Raw genomic sequence first — 20,276 nt, 5'->3', positions numbered from 1 at the left:
AAACTCGTGTTATCTTTACGATAAAATTGGTTTATCATGGAACTATTTGAAAAAGATATATTTGAAGGCAAACTTAGTAAGTATGAAACAAATCATTTTCATATGGTAATTGATGGAAATTTTGAGTTACCCATCGATTCTATGAAAAATGATGATTATGGTACTTTTATTCATGAGTACATTCATTATTTGCAGCATATAACGACACTGTTTGGAGTTAAGATATGTGCAATGTATAATAAAATGTTTGTACTATACATGAATTACTTTAAAAAGAACCAAACAATATATTTACCACTAAAATTATGGGAAAAAGATGAAGGATTAGCTAATTTTATTCAATATTTCAAAGATGTAAGGGGGGATAAAAATTGCGATCTAAATATCAATGAAGTAGAGGTTGATATAAGAGAAATAAAAAAAGCTAAAGATACTCGAACTGCGGTAAATATAGGCGTTTATGATTTTGAAAATGATAAAGTAGAGGAGTGTGGATTTAAGTTTGGCTATTCTTGTATTGTAGAGAGCATGGCTCATCTGGTTCAGTCATTTATAAATGATGATACAAATCACGCTAATATACCATATCGTTCTGTTGAATTGATTTGTGAAAATCAATATAAAGAAATATCTAAAGATAAAAAAAAGATGATTTCAATTTGCCTTTGTTCTCTTATGTTTAATAATCCCGGAGCGTCTTTTTTTGAGGTGATTGAAGTGTCAAAAAAACACAGAGACCTCAACGGATTTGAGTTGTTTAAAAAAATAATGCGTGATTGCTCTGTAAAGTATAAAGAAAAGGAAATGCCGATGTATAGAGCCTTACATAATTTCCTTGATGATTTAAAAGTTAGTACAGAGGCAGCTATTGGTACAAAGTTAGATTATTATGCTGAGGTTATAGATCACTGCAAAAAAGAAGCATCTTCGGGAGAATGCGTTTTATTGGATATACTTTATAATGGGGATATAACGGATAAAAAATATTTTTCAGAGGTTTTATCTAAGGTATATGGCTATCCATTTATTGAAGCAAATAACACTTCAATAATGCCACAAAAAATAGATCATGAAGCAAATACTGCTTATGTAGAAACGGCAGCTTTGTTAGGACTTGAGATGATAATAAAAAGAATTAAATCAGAGGAAAGTACATTGTGTAGTTGGTTCAAAATATGTAAAATTGGCATGTACGATCCATCTATTGATTGCGTAGTATCTCCTGAATGTGAAAACAATCAATGGGATAAAAAAGAACAATGCTTAATGACAGAATCAATGGATTTTTTTAAAATTAGACAGAAAACCTTTATTCAAAAATAATAAGCAGCCTTTATCGTTTATCCGGTGAAGGGTTGCTTCATTTATTATGATACATCTTGGAGTTTATGGCGTTCCTCTTTGGCTTTCTTCTGCTCCTTCTTCTTCTTTTCCTGCTCCGCCATGATTTGCTTCAGGGGCTTGACCGTTTCGGGTGCTTCCCGTTTGAAGCGTTTGTAGTAAATCTCTTCGATAAACTGCGGTAACGGTGCTTTCCATGTTTCCTGCTTGTGGTTATCTATCTTTCCTAACTTATCGGGATTTAAACCGAGTTCTCTTCCCATTTGTACGTGTTTGTCCGAAAGGTGGTGCTTCTTCTGCGCCACCATCCACTTCTCTAATATAGCTTTCTTTACTCCCATAAATTTTGAATGTTGTTGTACTGTAAACTGTTGCTGCTGCGAAGATAGGAATTTGCCGTTTTTCCGGACAATAAAAACGGCACAAAAAATAACCCTCTGAATTTTCAGAGGGTTTAACAATGGCTTTTTGCTACTTTTGTGCCGCCTTAGCTCACTGTCAAAAGTAGTCCCGAGCGGTGAGAACCGCCCGCTTAGTCACTGCTTGGAATATACCTTCCGCAACAAGAAGTACCATGTTTGTAGATTGGTGCTGTAAGCAACGTCCGTTTCACAGATACCCTTTTTGAAATAATGTTCCAATCTCAAACAAGCAAGTTCCGAACCGAACGCATAGATGTCTTCTTCCATTACCTCTATGGAAATGTTTTCTCCTGCGGTTTTTTCCCATTGGTCGGCTATCCGTTGCAGCTGTTCCCCTGTCATATAATCCTGCAATGTTTTCATTTTAAGTTCCCCTTTTTACGTTGTAACGATTCATCCCTGCGCTCCCGACATATTTCCAATGTCGGGGCAACGGTGCTGAATAACTCGCCATCTTCTTCGCTGCGGTAGTCGTATTGGCAATACCTGCTTTTCTTGCGTAATCGGGGCATAAGGTTGAAATACACATAGTTTTCTTGTCCTGCTTGGCAGGTGGATACTCCATTTTTGTTTAATGATTTCATTACTTCTCTTTTTATTTGAATTTATACCAACTATCATGGTAGTTATCACCCAAAAGGGTAAAAACACCTATTAAATCACTCTCCGTTGCAAATTTCTTGGCTTCCCGAATGGTCGGAAATACGCCTATCTTCCGAAAGCCGATTAATAATGTGTACATAGTTTATTCCTCCCTTTGCATCGTTATTGGCGTATTTCGCTGTAACCACTCCATAACGAATGGCATATTGTACTCGGAAGTGATAACTGCCGTATTTTCACCAACCTGCGTGAAACGGGTGCTTTCATATGAGTCTACCCACTCTTTGAGGGTGGATGCTCCCCATGTTTGGGGAGTATCAAATATGCCGTTCAGTTTTTCGATGCTTTCATCGAACATTACTATTACTGTTTCGTATGTTGTTTCCATATTCTATATATAAATGTATTATGCTGCCATCTGCTGACGGATAAGGCGTTTGTTCTTATTCACAAGTTCAATAATGCGGTCATGGTATTCGGTATTCTTGTTGCATACGCCACGACTTTGCAGGACTTTCAGCGTTTTGAGCGATATTTCTATCGTTTCTACCCGTTTGCCGTCAATGGTTGCCGATAAGATGAGGGAGTTCGGTTTAAGGTAGTATTCGTTGGAATACACGCAATGGTGCATGGTCGTTCCCTCTTCCAAAAATTCCAATACGCTTTCCAATACCCGTACTTGGATTGTACCGTCCGTAAAGGCGATACCGAAGAACTTGCCTTTGAGTTTTTGGAAACGCTGTTCATTTTCCAATGCCTTGTGTTTTTGTTCCTCAATCCGTTCACGCTCCATACGTTCCGTTTTCTTCCGTACAAGGCGGTCATGCTCGACTCTCAAGTCGGTAGGGCAAATGTATTTCGGGCTGTTTGTGTCCTTACCGAAATAGCGGAGCAGGTCTATGTAGTCGCACCATATACCTGCATCACTTACCATGTAGCCGTTACGGGTTGCGATGCGGATGGCGTTCCAATAAGTGGCGGTACTTTTGGACGCATTGCGTATAAAATAACTTAGCAGACTATATTGTCCCGTCTTTATAAGTGTTTCCGCTTGGTTGTTCTTTAATAGTTCGCAAAACAAGTCAAATGGTAGGGTATTATGAAATTCACCTTTGAAGCCGTTGCGCTTGAGTTCGGGAATAACTTTCATTCTCGGATAAGTGCAGGCAGGGGTTATGTCATATACATAGTGGTTTCTACGTATTTCCATTGAACTGCCTTCCTGCCACAAGTCATAATAGATGAAAGCTATCCCTCTCAATCGGGCAATCGTTTCAAATTTGCCGTTGGGGGCAATCCAGCGTTGTGCGACTTCGTAAATGGTGTATTCGGCAGGTTGCCCGACTTTGTAATAAGCCTTTGCAAAGAAGAACCGTAATACTTGGTAGCTTTTGCAGGTGGTTATCATGGAGAAGTATTCATTTTCCTTGAATACCCGTTTTCGGGTGGTGTGGACTTTCAGTTCCATTCCGCAATGAGGGCAGGTGCAACCGCAAAGCGTATCTGCCAATGCTCCGTTTCCCTGCCATTGGTGTCCGCACTCGGTGCAGGTAATGATGCCTTTGGCAGACCTGCGCCCGACGTGTTCAAAACTATGAAGGAAAGCATACGTCTTTTGCGCTTCGCTAATCTTCGGTAATCGCTTGCTCAATGCAGCAACCTCTTTTTGTATCTTCGTTCTCGGTTTCATAATCGTTAGAATAAAAGTGCCATTTGTCCGTTATTACTGTTCTTGTTCTCTTTCTTGGGAGTAGCCTTACGCTGTGTCATTCGGCTGTATGCCTCGTTCTCGGCTCGTCTGATAGCTTCTTTACGTGCTTCCACCTTCTCTTCTTCGGTGAGTTCAACATGGTGATTGACTATCACTTTACAGTCTATCGGCTTGCCTACCTCTATATCGGCTTCGTCAAAATAGTGCACGGCTTGCCCGAATATTTCTTCATCATCAAAACCGTTACAACCGCTTTTCTGAACATAGTTCAAAATATAGGTTATACAATCTTCTATGTTTTTCAACGGGTTGCGGTATGAACGGGCGAATAATTCGTCATATTCGGCTCTCTGCTCCAAATAAGATTGGATTGAGTTCTTGAAAGATACTGATACTTGCATATTGTTATATATTGTGGGACAAGGCATTAACCTTGCCCCTTGTGAATACTTAAATTGTTGCTTGGATGATTTCTAACCGCCATGCGGGTATTACCTCGTCAAACAGATAGGAAATGAACTCCTTGCGTGCTTCGGTACATAGCTCTTTATACAGTTCCTTGAATGGCTCAAAATTGCCGTTGATATACACGTTTACCATGTACTCATAAATGTTCTCTACCTCGTAATATCTGCACTGTTGTGCTACTGTTTTATTCTGTCTTACTCTCATAACCTTATCTGTTTATTTGATTTCTACTATTTGATTAATTCTGCCATACAGCGTATTGCGAAGGCTTGTCTTATCAGGGGCATGGTATTCGTTCCATTGTCCGTATTGGTTCACAAGAAATTTGCGGAGAACATCTGCAAAATCGAAGCGATACCCCATTAAGGGGATGGCGGTACGGAAATAAGTATTGTTTCGTACATTTTCTGCAAGCCAATTTTTCTCGGCTCTATCCATTTTCCCGTTTCTATTAAGTTTTTCACGAAGCATATATGCTCGGCTGTTCTTCAATGTGTCAAGAGGGTTTACATCCCAACTGACGAATTTTACTGCAATAGGTAAGATGTTCATCTCTGTATGTTTTAAGAAATTAGTAACCAAAATATTCCACCAATGATTAAGGCATAAACAAGGCAGTAAATGACTATCGCCAATGCTATGGTAAAGACCAAACGGATTACGAACTTGCCTGCTGCTATGCCTACTAACCACCACCAAAAGCTACCGCCCAAAAGGGTTGAACCTGCTACGGCAACGAGTGCCAATACTGCTATTTTATACCTTGTTTTCATCGCTGTTATTTTTTTAAGTTTATGCGGATTCAAGAGGTGAGTGAGTTGAGTTTCAATTATTTTATCTGCCTCTCGGTTATCCGACTTTTTTTTTATGCGTCTTTCTGTCGTGTCGGTCGTTTTCGTTTCAGGGGCGATAATAGTGTAGGGTTTAGGACAAACAAGATTTATGAGAAAAATACTCTCTGGACGAAGTACAGCAGGAAGATTTTTATCAGAACCGCTTGCGGCTTGACCTTGTTTGTCCGTGAAGAACCCGTAAATACCTTTGCCCATGTAACGAAAATGATTGATGCGGCAGAATGTATAATCAGTCAAATGGAGGTAACCGAATAAAGAGGCAGATTCAGAATTATAAATTATCCATAGTAGTTGCCTACTATGGTATCAGTATTTCTTCAATTCATTGATTTATATGTCATTTGCAGAGAAATATACATTGGGGATAGATATATTCTTTTCTTTTTTCTATCTTTGCAGTCAGCGATGCAAACAGCATCGTGGAAATTTGTTCATTTACTAAACTCAGAAATCGCCAATTTCAAAATGCAAGAGTAAATGGACTGGATAGGTTATATCTTGACGTAACCTGCCGGTTCATCTTGCATTGGGCGTTTGGCGATGCCTTGAGTTTGTGAATTGGCAGAGTTACGTCATTTTAATATAATAACCTATATGGAACTACAAGCAACAGCCCTGCAAGGCATCGTGAAATCTGTCGGCAAAAATGAACTTTTCTATTTATTGCCGATTCAAGATTTATCCGCACTACAAGAATTGAAAGGACATCTGACTACGGCAATAGATGTATTGAGTAATCTTGAAGGACAAAGCATGGAGCATCGTTTGGATGCCATTCGTACTTTAAACAGCTTCATCGCTGCTTTAAGTATTCACGATGGCGATCATTATGAAGCGATGGACACGGCTTTTAAAGATATCATTAAAATAGGATTGTGATGTTTGTAGAATATTTTGCTTTATTTGCCAAAAAACATCCTCTGTCCGTTGGGTACATTTTGTTGATAGGAGATTGTTATCCAACTATGCTATAATAGATGAATTTGTCTTAGAAATAAAAAAAACACAAACTATCAATACTTAAATCTCTTTGTATTTGCGACTTTAGGAAAAAAAAGGTAGCTTTGCAAAGCTAATTTTATGTAAATGATATATGAATCAATATGAGACTCTTTTAAAATATGTGAGAGATAATGGAACAACTAAGCATGACCGTACTGGTACAGGCACTCTTAGTTGTTTTGGCTATCAGATGAGATTTGATTTGCAAGAGGGTTTTCCATTATTGACAACAAAAAAGGTCCATCTAAAATCTGTCATTCATGAGTTAATTTGGTTTCTTAGAGGAGACACGAATGTAAAATATCTTCAAGATAATGGCGTTACTATATGGGATGAATGGGCAGATGAAAGTGGTGAACTAGGTCCTATATATGGATACCAGTGGCGATCGTGGCCATCTCCAAATGGTCAGCACATAGACCAAATCAGCCAAGTTATAGACACTTTGAAAAAAAATCCAGATTCAAGGCGTATTATAGTTTGTGCATGGAATGTGGCAGATGTTGAAAAAATGGCACTTCCCCCTTGCCATGCATTATTTCAATTTTATGTCTCTGAAAATAAATTGTCGTGTCAATTATATCAACGAAGCGCCGATTTGTTTTTAGGAGTTCCATTTAATATTGCATCATATGCTTTATTGACCATGATGGTTGCGCAAGTATGCGACTTGGAATTGGGGGAATTTATTCATACATTTGGAGATGTTCATATCTATTTAAACCATCTCGAACAAGTTGATTTGCAACTTTCAAGAACTCCGCTACCTTATCCGAAAATGAAATTGAATCCAATGGTGCGTAATATTTTTGACTTTAAATATGAAGATTTTCAGTTAGAAGGATATAATCCTTATCCTAGTATAAAAGCCCCAATAGCTGTGTGAAATTATGGATAAAGAACTTCTAAAATATGAATCTAATGAAGAATTGTCTGAATATTTTGTTAGAGAGTATTCCAAGACTAGTACACCCATAGCCATTAGTTTTAGAGATTTATTTCCAGAAATGAATCGTTCTGATAGGTATACACATTTAATTCATTCTTATCCGGCGAAATTATTAGTTCATATTCCATATTTCTTTTTGAATAATTCTTTCTTTTCCCAAAAAGGAGATACTATACTTGACCCATTTTGTGGTACTGGGACTGTGCTGCTGGAGGCTAATCTTGCTGGAAGAAATGCAATAGGTGCTGATGCGAATCCGTTAGCTAGATTGATTGCATCTGTAAAAACAAAGAAGTTGGAGGATAGTGTGTTAGTTGAGACTCTTTCTACTTTAATTCATCGTGCAAAGTTGTTTCGCAAAGTCGAATATCCTAATGTTGTGAATCGAGACTTTTGGTTTCCTCTCAACACTCAGTTCCAATTAGCAAAGATTCGTCGTGCAATTAGTGAATTACCTAATGGAGAATATAAGGATTTCTTTGCAGTATGTTTTTCAAACTGCATTAAAAAAGTGAGTTATGCAGATCCACGTATAGCAGTACCTGTAAAACTTAAGCTTGATAGATTTGATAAACGTGGCGAGCAATATCAAAAGATACGAAAACGATTGATAGAATTAGAATCAATTAATGTATTTGATAAATTTAATGCCATATGCGCTGAAAATATTATAAGAATTAAGAAGATAAATTCTTTGTCATCTGATGTTTTTTCTAAAATAGTATCAGATAATGCTCAAATCCTTACTACTGTTATTGGTGGGAAAGAAATGTTACAAGATGGGAGTGTTGATATGGTTCTTACTTCACCTCCTTATGCTGGAGCTCAGAAATATATAAGGTCTTCTAGTTTAAATTTGGGCTGGCTTGGATTTACTGAATTAGAAGATCTAAGAAATCTTGATAGTAAAAGCATTGGACGAGAAAACTATTGTTTGACGGATGTAAAGGACGTGAAGACGGGTATTGACAGTGCTGATAAATTATTGTCCAATTTGTTTTTGCTAAATAAGAAGAGGGCATATATTGTAGGCAATTATTTGCAAGAAATGAAAATAGCTCTCAATGAGTCGATTCGTGTTTTAAAGGCTAATGGCTATTTTATTATTGTAATTGGAAATAACAAAGTTTGTAATAATGAGTTCAATACGCAAGCTTATCTGACAGAATATGTTGAGGCGCAGGGACTAAAGTTGCAGTTTAAGTTGATTGACGATATAAAATCTTATGGATTAATGACTAAACGCAATAAAACTGCTGATATAATATCAAGAGAATGGATTTTAGTTTTTAAAAAAAATGAGTGCTAATATTACTGAAAATACATTACCTATATATGATAGATTATTATACAAAGTAATAACCTATTATGCTACGATATGGAAAGATCGTCGTTCTGATAAAATATATAATGATTGGCTGAATAATTTTAAAGATTCATCTTGTGAAGAAAAAGAGAAGCTTCATGCGTTATTTCTTCTTTCAAAATTTATGTATTTTGGGAATGTTGAACTTAGAGAGTTATTGAGATGTGTATTTAGAGATTTATTTAAGTATCCAATTGTGGCTGAAATAAGAAGAAATAACAATAATACTAAAGACATATCTTTGATAAACAGAATGTTTAATGATGAATTGTCGAAAACTAAATTTTTAGGTGTGGGAAATCCGTCTGAAAGTGGTGTGCATCTATTATATTATTTTAGACAAGAAAATAATTTGGAAAAAGGGTGTTTTATAAATACACATGAAATCTTTAAAACTAACTTAATTAAAGAAAAAGATGCAAATGATGTTGATATTTCAAGGATTGATATTAAAATTCGAAACAATAATATTAAACGTTATGTATTTATTGATGATTTCTGTGGTAGTGGAACTCAGGCAAAAGATTATTCTAAAGATATAGTGGAGCAGATTAAGCATATTAATAAAGACATAGAAGTAAATTATCTGATGCTTTTTGGTACTGAGGATGGTATAAATTCTGTTAAGAATGAAACTAAATTTGATAAAGTTGAAACAGTTTTTACTATTGATAATTCGTTTAAATGTTTTTCTGACAATTCTCGATATTTCTGCAAACCAATTAATGAAATAGAAAAAGATTTTTGTAAAAATATGTGTGAAAAGTATGGTAATACTCTATGGAACATGCATCCGCTGGGATATAAAGATGGGCAGTTATTATTGTCTCTTTTTCATAATACTCCAGACAATACACTCCCTATTTTTTGGGTAGAGAATACAAATTGGACGCCTATTTTTAAACGGTTTCATAAAATATATTGAATATGAATACATTTCCCAAAAACAACCCTTTTGGCATAACAAAGGCTACAGATTTTTCAGATAATGAGATAAATGAATATTGGGTTAATGTTAATCCCGATTATAAGATTTTGAATCCTAATGAGTTGCTTCCTAAATATATATTAGGAGGGAAAGGTTGTGGAAAAACTCATTTGCTAAGATATTTTTCTTATCCATTGCAAAAAATAAGAAAGGGAAATTTGTCTAGAATAGTAAATGACGATAAATATATTGGCATATATTCTGTTCTTGATGGAATTAATTCGAGTCGCTTTAAAGGAAAGGGCATTGATGAGGAACAATGGAAAAGTGCTTTTGAATATTACTTTGAGTTATATATCAGCGATATTCTTTTGAATATTTCTAAAGATGTATTTGCGGATGGTATTTCTAAAGGTTATAGTGAGAAGGATTTTGTGCGAGATATATCACTTCTATTTTATGAAAATGTGATAGATATAAATGAGCTTCAATCTATTGATGATTTTCTAGAGAGACTGTCTGTTTTGAGAAAAAAGATTGATCTTGAAATTGTAAATGCTGCTTTTAATCGCACATTGAACATCTCAACAATGAGAATATTATTTTCTCCTGGAGACTTATTGTTTGGAATACCTGCTTTGCTATCTAAGAATATAGCTTTACTACAAAATGTACAATTTGTTTATATCCTAGATGAATATGAAAAATTATTTGAATGGCAAAAAGTTTTTGTTAATACTTTAGTTTGGGAAAAAAAACAACCTTGTACATTTTGGATTGGAGCTAGAAAATATGGATATACTACTACGCAAACTAAGACAGAAGAACAAATAAAGCCAGGGTCAGAGTTTCAACCAATACTTTTGGACGAAATTTTTCAGGGAGATGATGTGTTGTATAAAAAATTTGCTAAGGAGCTATATCTTAATCGATTGAAAAAGTATTATTTAAATGATTTAACAGCAGAACAGATTGAAAAACAGTTTTCTGCAAAACTTGAAAAATATTCAGAAGATAAGATTATTAATGAACTTCAAAAGCGATACCAAAATAAGGAGTATCGACATTTTAAAGATCTGCGGACAGAAATAAGGGAAGGCATTACTAGTAAACTTCTTAATGAAGTCGATAATTTGGACTTAAAATTAGAATATTTTATTTCTGATACTGATAATAATCCTTTAGAACAAAAGTATAAGATATATTTACTGTATAAGGAATGGGCTAATTGGGGTACCAAAAAGAGTAAAGTGTTTAGTAAGGTTAATAAACTAACAGTTGATATCGAAGCTATTATGGACTTTGTAAATCAACAATATGCTATATACAAAAAGGAGAAAAAAGGAGAAACTGAATTTACTAATATAGAGGAGAAGTATAAGGCAGATTTTTTAGCTCAGTTAGCATATGAAAATAATATCAAAAATACTTGCTATTCAGGAATTGATGAATTTATAAATCTTTCATGGGGAAATCCTAGAATTTTTTTATTAACTCTTAAATTGATTGTTGAAAAATCAGATCTGCTTGGGGAAAAACCACTAGAGGAGGGATCTGTAATATCTTTGGAAGCTCAATATCAAGGAGTTTTTGAAACAGCAAAATGGTTCTATCAAGATGTGGAAATAATAGGAGATGTTGGAAAAAAATTATATAGATCGCTAAATAGTTTAAGTAGTGTTTTTCAAATATATCGTTTTTCTGATAAACCAACAGATACAAGTGTGTGTGCATTTAATTTTGGCATAGAAAGTATTTCCTCACTGGCTAAAGATTATATAAATATGGCAAAAACACACTCTATTATCGTCGAAGTATCTAATCGAAAACAAAAAAATTCAGGGAGAAAGGAACAGACTTATCAACTGCATAGAATTTTGGCCCCTTTATGGAATTTGCCATCTTCTCGTAGGGGGATAGCCGACTTAGATGCAGACATGATTAATTCTATATTTGATCCTCAGAAATATGACAGGTTTGAAGCTCAATATAACGAGATGAAGTCTCGTTTTATGGCCCCAACTTTTGGAAAGAAAAAGAGTAATAAACAGAGGAAATCAAAGAGAGAAGGTGGTGTAAATAATATTTTAAATCTTTTTGATGAAGAATAATGGATTATACTATTTTTTATAAAGACTCATATACTAATGGGGATTTAACAAATTCTCCTGAGTATGATATTTTTTTGTCCGCATTTGACAATTGTAATAGGACTAAAGAAGTTTTTGAAAGAGTAAAATCATATCAAAAACAATGGTTTATATTTCCACAATATAAGGGTATTCGACAAGATGAACTGCCACTTAAAGATGTATATATTAGTGAATTTTTGTCAGAATCAGAGTATTTTGAAAATTTTATTCTTAATTTCAATGCAAATGATTATAAAACGAAGAAAATTTGTATTGATATAACTGGATTTATTAGACCTCATTTAATTTATTTATTAAAATTACTTTCTCATTTTGGAATATCTCAAGTGGATCTGCTTTATACTGAACCTATCCATTATAAAGATGCAGACGATACGAAATTCTCGGGGTACATTGATGAAATACATGATGTAGAAGGGTGTTCATCTATAAATAATAATCCGAATACTGATAATGATTTGTTGATTATTTGTGCTGGCTATGATGACAACTTGATTGCTAAAATTGCCCAAAGTAAAGGACATTGTCAAAAGAAATATTATATACTTGGATTTCCATCTCTTCAACCTGATATGTACCAAGAAAGTATTTTAAAAATGGAAAATGCAAAACAGTCAACAGGTGAATTTATGAAAATTAGATTTGCACCTGCTTTTGATCCATTTGTTACGGCTCAGATAATTCATGAAATAGTTGAAGAAAACCCAAAATCTACAAATATCTATTTAAGTCCACTTTCAACTAAGCCGCAAACTGTTGGTGTGGCTTTATTTTATATTATAAACTATGCAAAGCTTCCGGTAAGTATCGTTTTCCCATATAGTAAAACTTATACATCTAAGCATGCGGAGGGTATTAAAAGAACATGGAAATATACGATTGAATTTTGAAATACTAAATTGCATAAACTCATCAAAGTAACAAAAATAACAAATAAATTTGTAGTCACAAATTTATTTGTTATTTTTGTATTGTTAAGATGGACGGACACCATGAAGACGATGTGGGACTGAATCAGACAAACTTCGGTTACTAAAACATTACTAAGAGTAAAATTGACATTATTATAACCTTGTAAATAAGGAACTTGTGTAGAAAAGGTTCATAACCCTGTCTCTCCGCTAGGATAGCAGCTTTTAAGCTGCTATTTCTTTTGTGGAAAATATATTTCCATTGTCTGTTTCTTTATTGGAAAATAAGGAGAGGTGCTCGAGTGGTTGAAGAGGCACGCCTGGAAAGCGTGTATACCCCTAAAGGGTATCACGAGTTCGAATCTCGTTCTCTCCGCTTTTTTGTTTGTTGTTTAAAAAATGTTTGAAAGCGGCTGCCTTGATTTTTCAAAGCAGCCACTTTTTATTCTGGACATTTATTCCAACTCCTCGATAATCTTCTTCACATCTATCGGTTGCAATCTTCCGTACACTTTCTCGCCAATCATCACTACCGGAGCCAGTCCGCAGGCACCTACGCAGCGCAGGCAGTCCAATGAGAATTTTCCATCCGGTGTAGTTTCGCCGACTTCGATGCCTAGTACGCGTTTGAATTCTTCGAGCAACTTCTCGGAGCCGCGCACGTAACATGCCGTACCCATGCAGACGGAGATGGGATGTTTCCCTTTCGGGGTCATGGTGAAGAAGGTATAGAAGGTGACCACTCCATATACTTTCGATACGGGGATATTGAGTTTGGAAGCGATGATGCGTTGCATCTCTTCGGGCAGGTAGCCGTGCAGGTGTTGCGCTTCGTGCAAAATATTGATTAGTTCGCCCGGGTTGTTTCCGTGCTTGTCGCAAATCGTTCGGACTTGTTCTGCCACATCGCAGGCTAGTTTTATATCTGACATAATACTCTTCGTTTAAAGTTAATCCATAGATTTGTTGAAATAGTGCGTGTGCAATAGCGTTTCCGATATCTCGCCCAGTGGTTTGCCGAGATATTCTTCGTACAAGGTCTTGATGTACGGATTCTCGTGCGATTTGCGCAAAGGCTTGTTGGCGTCTTCGCGGTAGAGTGCGTTGGCGCGTGCATACAATATTTCCGAGTTGCCGTGATGCAACGGCTGTCCGCCTCCTCCGATGCAACCTCCGGGACAAGCCATAATTTCGATTACATGATATTCGTTGTGCCCGTTCCGTATATCTTCCAATAGATGGCGGGCGTTGCCTAGTCCGTGTGCGATGCCTACTTTTAATTCAAATCCGTTTAGGTTGATGGTAGCACGCCGGACACCGTTAAGTCCGCGTACTTGTTCGAAGTTTACATTTTTCAGAGATTCTCCGGTATAGATTTCATAAACAGAACGGAGGGCGGCTTCCATTACACCACCTGTTGTACCGAAAATAACGCCGGCACCGGTCGACTCACCCATAGGGTTGTCAAACGGGCTGTCCAGTACCAGCGGGAAGCCGATATTGGCGCGTTTAATCAGTCGTGCCAGTTCGCGGGTGGAAATAGAATAATCTACGTCGGGAATACCGTTCACTTTAAATTCATCGCGGGCACATTCATACTTCTTTGCCAGACAGGGCATGATGGATACGACTACCAGCTTTTCTCTAGGGATTCCCATCTTTTCCGCCCAATAGGATTTGGCGATAGAACCGAACATCTGTTGCGGTGAACGGGCGGTGGATGGAATGTCCAGCATATCCGGGAAGTGATGTTCGAAGAAGTTCACCCATGCCGGACAGCAGGAGGTCAGGATAGGTAACCGTACGGACTTATCTCCGTTGAGATAGCGCGTCAGACGGTTTAGTATTTCCGATCCTTCTTCCATGATGGTGAGGTCGGCGGCAAAGTCAGTATCGAATACATAGTCGAATCCCAGTTCACGCAGGGCATAAACCATTTTTCCGGTTACCAGTGTGCCGGGAGGAAAACCGAATTCTTCGCCCAGGGCAGCACGTACGGCAGGAGCTGTTTGCACAATCACCACTTTATCCGGGTTAGCTAAGTCGTCGAGCAGGCGGTTCGTATAATCGCGTTCGGTCAGTGCACCCACCGGACAGACAGCTACGCATTGTCCGCAATAGGTACATTCGCTTTCCGTCATCATCCGGTCGAAGGCAGGGGCTATCGTCGTGTTGAATCCGCGACGGATGGCACCGAGCGCACCGACTGTCTGAACATCGTTACAGACACTTTCGCAGCGGCGACAGAAAATACATTTATCCATGTTGCGCACGATGGAGGCGGTGATTTCCCGCTTGCGGGGAGAGAGCTCGCCTCCATTGAAAGGCATTTCGCGGATATTAAAGCGTAGCGCTAATGTCTGAAGTTCGCAATTGCCACATTTGGGGCAGGTGAGACAGTCGTTGGGATGATCCGACAGGATAAGTTCGGCTACCACTTTGCGTGCGTTCATCACACGTAGCGTACTGGTTTTCACTATCATTCCTTCCGTGCAACGGGTAGCGCAGGCAGGAGCCAGATTGCGGCGTCCTATTACCTCGACTACGCAGATGCGGCAGGAAGCAGGATTGTTCTTTATGCAGGTGCCTTTCAGGTCGATGTGACACAAAGTAGGTATGTTGATGCCGATTTTCGTGGCAGCTTCAAGGATGGTACTTCCTTCGGGGACGGTGATGAAATGACCGTCTATCTGGAGGGTGATTTGTTTATCTTCCATAGTAATCGATTTTAGCAGACAAGAATAGCGTTGAATTTGCAGCGTGCCATGCACATACCGCACTTGATACATTTATCGGGAGCAATGACATGTGGCTTGCGCACCAGCCCGCTGATAGCATCCGCCGGACAGTTTTTGGCGCATAGATGACAACCAATGCAACGTTCCGGACTGATGGTATACGTTAATAGTGATTTACATTGCTTGGAACGACAAGTCTTATCCCGTACGTGTTCCATATATTCATCGTAGAAGTTATCCAATGTGGATAAAACGGGATTCGGAGAGGTTTGTCCCAGTCCGCAGAGGGCCGTATCTTTGATGACTTGTCCCAAAGTGGCAAGTGTGTCCAGGTCTTTTTCTGTGCCTTTTCCTTCCGTAATCTTGTTCAGTAGTTCCAGCAGACGTTTGTTTCCAATGCGGCAAGGTGTGCATTTCCCGCAGGACTCTTCCACTGTAAAATCCAGATAAAAGCGGGCTACGGATACCATGCAGTCGTCCTCATCCATGACAATCATCCCTCCTGAACCCATCATGGAACCGGCCGAGAGAAGGTTGTCAAAGTCAATGGGAGTGTCCAGATGTTTTTCTGTCAGACAGCCGCCTGACGGTCCTCCTGTTTGTACAGCTTTGAATTTCTTTCCGCCTTTGATGCCTCCTCCGATTTCGTAGATTACTTCCCGAAGAGTAGTTCCCATCGGCACTTCGATCAGCCCTACATTATTAATCTTTCCGGCAAGAGCAAACACTTTGGTTCCTTTGGAACGTTCTGTGCCAATCGTTGCAAACCAGTCGGCTCCTTTGGTTAGAATAATGGGAATATTGGCAAGTGTTTCCACATTATTTACATTGGTTGGTTTTCCCAGATAACCGGATTCGGCAGGGAAGGGAGGTTTCAGAGTCGGCTCTCCCCGTTTTCCTTCCATCGAATGAATAAGGGCAGTTTCTTCTCCGCAGACAAAAGCTCCGGCTCCGTATCGTATTTCTATGTCGAAACTGAAATCTGTTCCTAAGATATGATCTCCCAGTAATCCGTATTCGCGTGCCTGATTGATAGCTGTTTTCAGTCGGTTGATAGCTAACGGATATTCGGCACGGATATATACTAATCCTTTGGTGGACCCGATGGAATAACCGCAGACACACATCGCTTCTACAATCGAGTGTGGGTCGCCCTCCATAATGGAACGGTCCATGAATGCACCGGGATCTCCTTCGTCGGCGTTACAAACTACGTATTTGACATCTGACTGTTGTTTGTTGGCAAATTCCCATTTCAGTCCCGTCGGGAAACCGCCACCGCCACGTCCGCGAAGTCCCGAACGTTTGATAATATCAATAACGTCCGTCGGCTGTTTGTTAAGCAGGCAATCGGCCAATGCAAAGTATCCTTCACGGGCGATATACTCTTCAATATTTTCGGGATCGATAAAACCACAGTTACGCAATGCGATGCGGAGTTGTTTCCGGTAGAAATCCATGTGTTTGGAGTCGCTGACGGTATGTTCCGTTTTAGGATCTACATACAGCAACCGTTCGATTCTTCGTCCTCCGATGATATGCTCGTTGATGATTTCTTCCGCATCTTCGGGAGTGACTTGGGTGTAAAAGGTATTATCGGGGATAATTTTCACGATAGGACCTTTTTCACAGAAGCCGAAACAGCCTACGGTGATGACTTCTACTTTGTCGGTGATTTCGTTCTTTTGGATGGCTTTTAGAAGATTGTCTGTAATACCCTGGCTGGAAGATGCCTTACAGCCTGTACCACCGCAGATCAGAATCTGAAGATGTTGCGCACCGGATGCCAGTCCGTAACACTTTTCAGTCACCTTTTCATTACTTTCTTCGCGCAATGAAAGATTGTGCTCTGCTCTCTTCCTGATTGTTGCCAAATCATGGATAGATAAAATTTTCATAAGTATCAGAATTGTTAGTCGGTTTTTTTGCAAATATAGTTCTTTGTTTGAATAAAAGCAGCGTTCGGGCAAATAAAACAGGTCTTAATGAAAGTAATTAGGTAAATAATTCTCTATCTTCGTATTTAATAGGTAGTAAACCTAAAAATGAAATATAAAGTATGAGACAAATTTTACTGGGACTATGTCTTCTTTGCTTATTGAATAATGCATCCGGACAGGAAAACGGACGGGAAATTCCGTTGCCGGAGAAAATGCCGCAAGAACATCCGAGAGTGTTGACTACACCGGATGGAAAGCAGGATACGTGGGAGCTGATTAAAAAAGAGAAATGGGCGAAAGACGTATTCAATAAATTGAAGGAACGAACCGAAGTATATACCAATCTGACGGAGGCTCAACCCGCATGGTTGTTATCCCGTCTGGCCATGTATTGGAAATCTCATGCAACCGAGGTATATGTGAAAGGTGAGACTTACGATCACGCCGGAGGTGAAAAAGCTCCTTATCCAACTGTCCGTTATACAGGAACACGTGGAACGGCTGCTACTCATGGCCGTCCCAAACTGGCAGATGTAGTGCCTTATGACGATGACGAAAACGGAAATGTGACTTTTTGCAATAATGCATTGCCGGAACGTCCTTTGGAAAGTGTACATCCGTCAAAAACGGGACGGAATATCGAAAGTCTGAACCGGGAAATTCTGGGAATAGCTTGTGATGCAGCCTTCCTCTATTGGATGACAGATGAGGAAAAATTCGCGAAACTGGCTGCCGGTGTGTTTGATACGTATATGACTGGAATTTATTACAGAAATGTTCCCATTGATCTGAATCATGGTCATCAACAGACATTGGTGGGATTGACTTCTTTTGAAGTGATTCACGAAGATGCCCTGCATATCGTTGTTCCCTTGTATGATTTTCTTTATAATTACCTGAAGACCAACTATCCGGAAAAGATGGATATCTATGCCGGTGCATTTAAGAAATGGGCGGATAACATCATTGCGAATGGAGTCCCTCATAATAACTGGGATTTATTGCAGGCACGATATATCATGAATGTGGGATTGGTGCTTGAAGATAATAAAGAGTATGCAGATGGAAAAGGACGTGAATATTATATTGATTATGTGTTGAACCGTTCCAGTATCCGTCAATGGAGTCTGACTCGTCTTGCCGATTATGGCTTTGATTCAACAACTGGTATCTGGGCAGAGTGTCCGGGATATAGCAGTGTGGTAATCAACGATTATGCTAATTTTGCCAACCAGTTTGATAATAATTTGAAATATGATTTGGTAAAGGCTATGCCTGTACTGTCGAAAGCAGTGGCAGCCACTCCGCAATATCTTTTTCCCAACCGGATGATTTGTGGGTTCGGAGATACGCATCCAAGCTATTTGAATACGAATTTCTTTATCCGCATGATACAGAATGCGCAGGCAAACGGTAAAACGGAACAGGAGAACTACTTCACTGCTTTGCTGAAATGCTTGAATCCCGAAATTGATAATGAAAAGGGAGAGAAAAATAACGTGCGTGTATCTGTCAATTCTTTCTTTGAAGATAAACCGTTAAGTCTGAATCCGAAAGTGAAAGCAGGGAAGATAGAGGACTATGTTTCTCCTTTATTCTATGCTCCCAATGTGTCATGGCTGGTGCAGCGGAACGGAATGCATCCGCGTCATAGTCTGATGATTTCTCTGAATGCCAGTGAAGGAAACCACATGCACGCTAACGGCATCTCCATGGAACTTTATGGAAAAGAATATGTGCTTGGGCCAGATGCAGGAATTGGTCTGACTTTGTATAGTGGCCTGGATTATGCCGAATATTATTCTCAATTTCCAAGTCACAATACAGTATGCGTAGATGGAATATCGAGCTATCCGGTAATGAAAAGCAATCATTCTTTTGACTTGCTTTCCTGTTTTCCTGCTTCGGCAGAACCGGGAAAGGAGTTTACTTCTGTGACTTATAGCAATGTCTATTTTCGTGAACCGGAAAGCAGGGCGGATCAGACCCGAATGATGAGCATTGTTACCACTGGCTCCGAGACAGGATATTATGTGGATGTATTCCGGAGCCGGAAAGAGCGTGGAGGGGATAAGATGCATGATTATTTCTATCATAATCTCGGACAGACCATGACATTGACAGCAGCTGATGGTACAGACCTGAATCTTCAACCGACAGAAGAACTCGCTTTTGCTGGAGCGCATCTGTATGGCTATTCTTATTTATATGACAAGAAAGTAGCGGCTACCGGTAAAGATGTAAAAGCGACCTTTACCATCGACATGAAAGATAAAGGTGGGGATGATATAGTAATGAATCTCTGGATAAAAGGGGAACCGGATCGTGAAGTTTTCACAGCCTTGTCACCGATGACCGAAGGTTTAAGTCGTACGCCTGGTATGCCATATAATATAAAAGAACAACCAACATTGACTTTCGTGGCCCGTCAGCATGGAGAAGCATGGACTCGTCCTTTTGTCGCAGTCTATGAACCGAGTACGAAGAAAGAACCGTCTGCCATTCAGTCTGTATCCTATTTTGATGCGGAAGAAACTGTTTTGAAAGACTTTGCCGGTATCTGTGTGAAAAGCAAAAATGGGCGTACAGATCATATTTTCTCCTTGTCTGATGCTACGCAGACCGCCACTTATCAAGGAATGAAAGTAAAAGCAGACTATGCAATTGTCAGCAATGAATATGCAGGAAACCGGACTTTATTCCTGGGGAACGGAACACAACTTGTTGCACCCGAGGTGACCGTTCATACGGATCAGGCGGGCAATGTGTTACTCGAAAAGAAACAGGGAAAATGGTATATCCTTTCTTCTGTTCCTTGTACGGTGGTTATTAATAGAAAGAAGATAAAATCAGGAATAACATCGCAACTCACGTTATTACCTATCTGATT

21 protein-coding genes and 1 tRNA gene are annotated in these 20,276 nt (G+C 38.8%); 9 read left to right on the top strand and 13 right to left on the bottom strand.

The window, feature by feature from the left end; genetic code table 11:
* Window positions 1-36: 36 nt before the first annotated feature.
* Window positions 37-1,323, top strand: a complete 1,287-nt coding sequence (locus DW173_RS01375) for a hypothetical protein (RefSeq protein ID WP_118477413.1) — start codon at window positions 37-39, stop codon at window positions 1,321-1,323.
* A 44-nt stretch (window positions 1,324-1,367) separates the two neighbouring features.
* On the opposite strand, the gene DW173_RS01370 is transcribed toward DW173_RS01375, so the two are convergent.
* The 10 genes from DW173_RS01370 to DW173_RS24055 all read right to left on the bottom strand — a co-directional run bounded on the left by DW173_RS01370 (window position 1,368) and on the right by DW173_RS24055 (window position 5,594).
* The gene (locus tag DW173_RS01370; RefSeq protein ID WP_120143512.1) at window positions 1,368-1,682 is read right to left on the bottom strand and encodes a hypothetical protein; all 315 of its coding nucleotides are present in this window, start codon (window positions 1,680-1,682) and stop codon (window positions 1,368-1,370) included.
* Between the two features lie 195 nt (window positions 1,683-1,877).
* A complete protein-coding gene (locus DW173_RS01365; RefSeq protein WP_120143470.1) occupies window positions 1,878-2,126 on the bottom strand; it encodes a hypothetical protein in 249 nt (82 codons plus the stop codon).
* The gene (locus DW173_RS01360; RefSeq protein WP_120143468.1) at window positions 2,123-2,347 is read right to left on the bottom strand and encodes a DUF3873 family protein; all 225 of its coding nucleotides are present in this window, start codon (window positions 2,345-2,347) and stop codon (window positions 2,123-2,125) included. The genes DW173_RS01365 and DW173_RS01360 overlap by 4 nt, the downstream gene beginning before the upstream one ends.
* Before the next feature lie 11 nt (window positions 2,348-2,358).
* Window positions 2,359-2,505, bottom strand: a complete 147-nt coding sequence (locus DW173_RS23900) for a hypothetical protein (RefSeq protein WP_182427640.1) — start codon at window positions 2,503-2,505, stop codon at window positions 2,359-2,361.
* Between the two features lie 3 nt (window positions 2,506-2,508).
* Window positions 2,509-2,754 carry a DUF6956 domain-containing protein gene (locus DW173_RS01355; RefSeq protein ID WP_118477411.1) on the bottom strand — a complete coding sequence of 82 codons (246 nt, stop codon included), beginning with the start codon at window positions 2,752-2,754 and terminating at the stop codon, window positions 2,509-2,511.
* Window positions 2,755-2,772: 18 nt separating this feature from the next.
* Entirely contained in the window at window positions 2,773-4,056 is a 1,284-nt protein-coding gene (locus DW173_RS01350) for a PcfJ domain-containing protein (protein WP_120143467.1), read from the bottom strand.
* 5 nt (window positions 4,057-4,061) lie between these two features.
* On the bottom strand, window positions 4,062-4,478 hold the full coding sequence (locus DW173_RS01345) for a PcfK-like family protein (protein ID WP_118477418.1): 417 nt from the start codon (window positions 4,476-4,478) through the stop codon (window positions 4,062-4,064).
* A gap of 49 nt (window positions 4,479-4,527) precedes the next feature.
* Complete coding sequence (locus DW173_RS01340) at window positions 4,528-4,749, bottom strand: hypothetical protein (protein ID WP_118477409.1); 222 nt, start codon at window positions 4,747-4,749, stop codon at window positions 4,528-4,530.
* A gap of 12 nt (window positions 4,750-4,761) precedes the next feature.
* Window positions 4,762-5,097 carry a molybdenum ABC transporter ATP-binding protein gene (locus DW173_RS01335; RefSeq protein WP_117706972.1) on the bottom strand — a complete coding sequence of 112 codons (336 nt, stop codon included), beginning with the start codon at window positions 5,095-5,097 and terminating at the stop codon, window positions 4,762-4,764.
* A gap of 11 nt (window positions 5,098-5,108) precedes the next feature.
* The gene (locus DW173_RS24055; protein WP_230372443.1) at window positions 5,109-5,594 is read right to left on the bottom strand and encodes a hypothetical protein; all 486 of its coding nucleotides are present in this window, start codon (window positions 5,592-5,594) and stop codon (window positions 5,109-5,111) included.
* 399 nt (window positions 5,595-5,993) lie between these two features.
* Between DW173_RS24055 and DW173_RS01320 the strand changes: the two genes are divergently transcribed.
* From DW173_RS01320 to DW173_RS01290, 7 genes are all read left to right on the top strand, one after another.
* Window positions 5,994-6,278: a hypothetical protein gene (locus DW173_RS01320; RefSeq protein WP_120143465.1), complete on the top strand. Its 285-nt coding sequence runs from the start codon at window positions 5,994-5,996 to the stop codon at window positions 6,276-6,278.
* A 214-nt stretch (window positions 6,279-6,492) separates the two neighbouring features.
* Entirely contained in the window at window positions 6,493-7,287 is a 795-nt protein-coding gene (locus tag DW173_RS01315; protein WP_117706975.1) for a thymidylate synthase, read from the top strand.
* 4 nt (window positions 7,288-7,291) lie between these two features.
* Complete coding sequence (locus DW173_RS01310; RefSeq protein WP_117706976.1) at window positions 7,292-8,659, top strand: DNA methyltransferase; 1,368 nt, start codon at window positions 7,292-7,294, stop codon at window positions 8,657-8,659.
* On the top strand, window positions 8,649-9,641 hold the full coding sequence (locus DW173_RS01305) for a hypothetical protein (RefSeq protein WP_117706977.1): 993 nt from the start codon (window positions 8,649-8,651) through the stop codon (window positions 9,639-9,641). The genes DW173_RS01310 and DW173_RS01305 overlap by 11 nt, the downstream gene beginning before the upstream one ends.
* A 2-nt stretch (window positions 9,642-9,643) precedes the next feature.
* Window positions 9,644-11,755 carry a hypothetical protein gene (locus tag DW173_RS01300; protein ID WP_117706978.1) on the top strand — a complete coding sequence of 704 codons (2,112 nt, stop codon included), beginning with the start codon at window positions 9,644-9,646 and terminating at the stop codon, window positions 11,753-11,755.
* Window positions 11,755-12,687 carry a hypothetical protein gene (locus DW173_RS01295; protein WP_117706979.1) on the top strand — a complete coding sequence of 311 codons (933 nt, stop codon included), beginning with the start codon at window positions 11,755-11,757 and terminating at the stop codon, window positions 12,685-12,687. Before DW173_RS01300 ends, DW173_RS01295 begins: the two co-directional genes overlap by 1 nt.
* Window positions 12,688-12,996: 309 nt before the next feature.
* A tRNA-Ser gene (locus DW173_RS01290) sits at window positions 12,997-13,084 on the top strand.
* Window positions 13,085-13,163: 79 nt separating this feature from the next.
* On the opposite strand, the gene nuoE is transcribed toward DW173_RS01290, so the two are convergent.
* The 3 genes from nuoE to nuoF are packed head-to-tail and all read right to left on the bottom strand — an operon-like array spanning window position 13,164 to window position 17,344.
* On the bottom strand, window positions 13,164-13,640 hold the full coding sequence (nuoE, locus tag DW173_RS01285) for an NADH-quinone oxidoreductase subunit NuoE (RefSeq protein ID WP_008021615.1): 477 nt from the start codon (window positions 13,638-13,640) through the stop codon (window positions 13,164-13,166).
* 18 nt (window positions 13,641-13,658) lie between these two features.
* Complete coding sequence (locus DW173_RS01280) at window positions 13,659-15,425, bottom strand: NADH-dependent [FeFe] hydrogenase, group A6 (protein WP_120143464.1); 1,767 nt, start codon at window positions 15,423-15,425, stop codon at window positions 13,659-13,661.
* Window positions 15,426-15,436: 11 nt separating this feature from the next.
* Window positions 15,437-17,344 carry an NADH-quinone oxidoreductase subunit NuoF gene (gene nuoF, locus DW173_RS01275; protein WP_008774971.1) on the bottom strand — a complete coding sequence of 636 codons (1,908 nt, stop codon included), beginning with the start codon at window positions 17,342-17,344 and terminating at the stop codon, window positions 15,437-15,439.
* Window positions 17,345-17,505: 161 nt separating this feature from the next.
* On the opposite strand from nuoF, the gene DW173_RS01270 reads away from it, so the two are divergent.
* Window positions 17,506-20,274 carry a heparinase II/III family protein gene (locus DW173_RS01270; RefSeq protein WP_120143462.1) on the top strand — a complete coding sequence of 923 codons (2,769 nt, stop codon included), beginning with the start codon at window positions 17,506-17,508 and terminating at the stop codon, window positions 20,272-20,274.
* Window positions 20,275-20,276: the final 2 nt, after the last annotated feature.

Origin of the sequence: Bacteroides sp. AM16-13 (assembly GCF_003602705.1) — a bacterium.
In the GTDB taxonomy this organism is placed as follows: Bacteria; Bacteroidota; Bacteroidia; order Bacteroidales; family Bacteroidaceae; genus Bacteroides; species Bacteroides xylanisolvens.
This window is presented reverse-complemented; position numbering and strand designations above follow the sequence as displayed.

Excerpts from the sequence above, each read along its gene's own strand:
- DW173_RS01375 (WP_118477413.1), top strand. The coding sequence starts at position 37 with ATGGAACTATTTGAAAAAGATATATTTGAAGGCAAACTTAGTAAGTAT.
- DW173_RS01370 (WP_120143512.1), bottom strand. The coding sequence starts at position 1,682 with ATGGGAGTAAAGAAAGCTATATTAGAGAAGTGGATGGTGGCGCAGAAG.
- DW173_RS01365 (WP_120143470.1), bottom strand. The coding sequence starts at position 2,126 with ATGAAAACATTGCAGGATTATATGACAGGGGAACAGCTGCAACGGATA.
- DW173_RS01360 (WP_120143468.1), bottom strand. The coding sequence starts at position 2,347 with ATGAAATCATTAAACAAAAATGGAGTATCCACCTGCCAAGCAGGACAA.
- DW173_RS23900 (WP_182427640.1), bottom strand. The coding sequence starts at position 2,505 with ATGTACACATTATTAATCGGCTTTCGGAAGATAGGCGTATTTCCGACC.
- DW173_RS01355 (WP_118477411.1), bottom strand. The coding sequence starts at position 2,754 with ATGGAAACAACATACGAAACAGTAATAGTAATGTTCGATGAAAGCATC.
- DW173_RS01350 (WP_120143467.1), bottom strand. The coding sequence starts at position 4,056 with ATGAAACCGAGAACGAAGATACAAAAAGAGGTTGCTGCATTGAGCAAG.
- DW173_RS01345 (WP_118477418.1), bottom strand. The coding sequence starts at position 4,478 with ATGCAAGTATCAGTATCTTTCAAGAACTCAATCCAATCTTATTTGGAG.
- DW173_RS01340 (WP_118477409.1), bottom strand. The coding sequence starts at position 4,749 with ATGAGAGTAAGACAGAATAAAACAGTAGCACAACAGTGCAGATATTAC.
- DW173_RS01335 (WP_117706972.1), bottom strand. The coding sequence starts at position 5,097 with ATGAACATCTTACCTATTGCAGTAAAATTCGTCAGTTGGGATGTAAAC.
- DW173_RS24055 (WP_230372443.1), bottom strand. The coding sequence starts at position 5,594 with ATGGGCAAAGGTATTTACGGGTTCTTCACGGACAAACAAGGTCAAGCC.
- DW173_RS01320 (WP_120143465.1), top strand. The coding sequence starts at position 5,994 with ATGGAACTACAAGCAACAGCCCTGCAAGGCATCGTGAAATCTGTCGGC.
- DW173_RS01315 (WP_117706975.1), top strand. The coding sequence starts at position 6,493 with ATGAATCAATATGAGACTCTTTTAAAATATGTGAGAGATAATGGAACA.
- DW173_RS01310 (WP_117706976.1), top strand. The coding sequence starts at position 7,292 with ATGGATAAAGAACTTCTAAAATATGAATCTAATGAAGAATTGTCTGAA.
- DW173_RS01305 (WP_117706977.1), top strand. The coding sequence starts at position 8,649 with ATGAGTGCTAATATTACTGAAAATACATTACCTATATATGATAGATTA.
- DW173_RS01300 (WP_117706978.1), top strand. The coding sequence starts at position 9,644 with ATGAATACATTTCCCAAAAACAACCCTTTTGGCATAACAAAGGCTACA.
- DW173_RS01295 (WP_117706979.1), top strand. The coding sequence starts at position 11,755 with ATGGATTATACTATTTTTTATAAAGACTCATATACTAATGGGGATTTA.
- nuoE (WP_008021615.1), bottom strand. The coding sequence starts at position 13,640 with ATGTCAGATATAAAACTAGCCTGCGATGTGGCAGAACAAGTCCGAACG.
- DW173_RS01280 (WP_120143464.1), bottom strand. The coding sequence starts at position 15,425 with ATGGAAGATAAACAAATCACCCTCCAGATAGACGGTCATTTCATCACC.
- nuoF (WP_008774971.1), bottom strand. The coding sequence starts at position 17,344 with ATGAAAATTTTATCTATCCATGATTTGGCAACAATCAGGAAGAGAGCA.
- DW173_RS01270 (WP_120143462.1), top strand. The coding sequence starts at position 17,506 with ATGAGACAAATTTTACTGGGACTATGTCTTCTTTGCTTATTGAATAAT.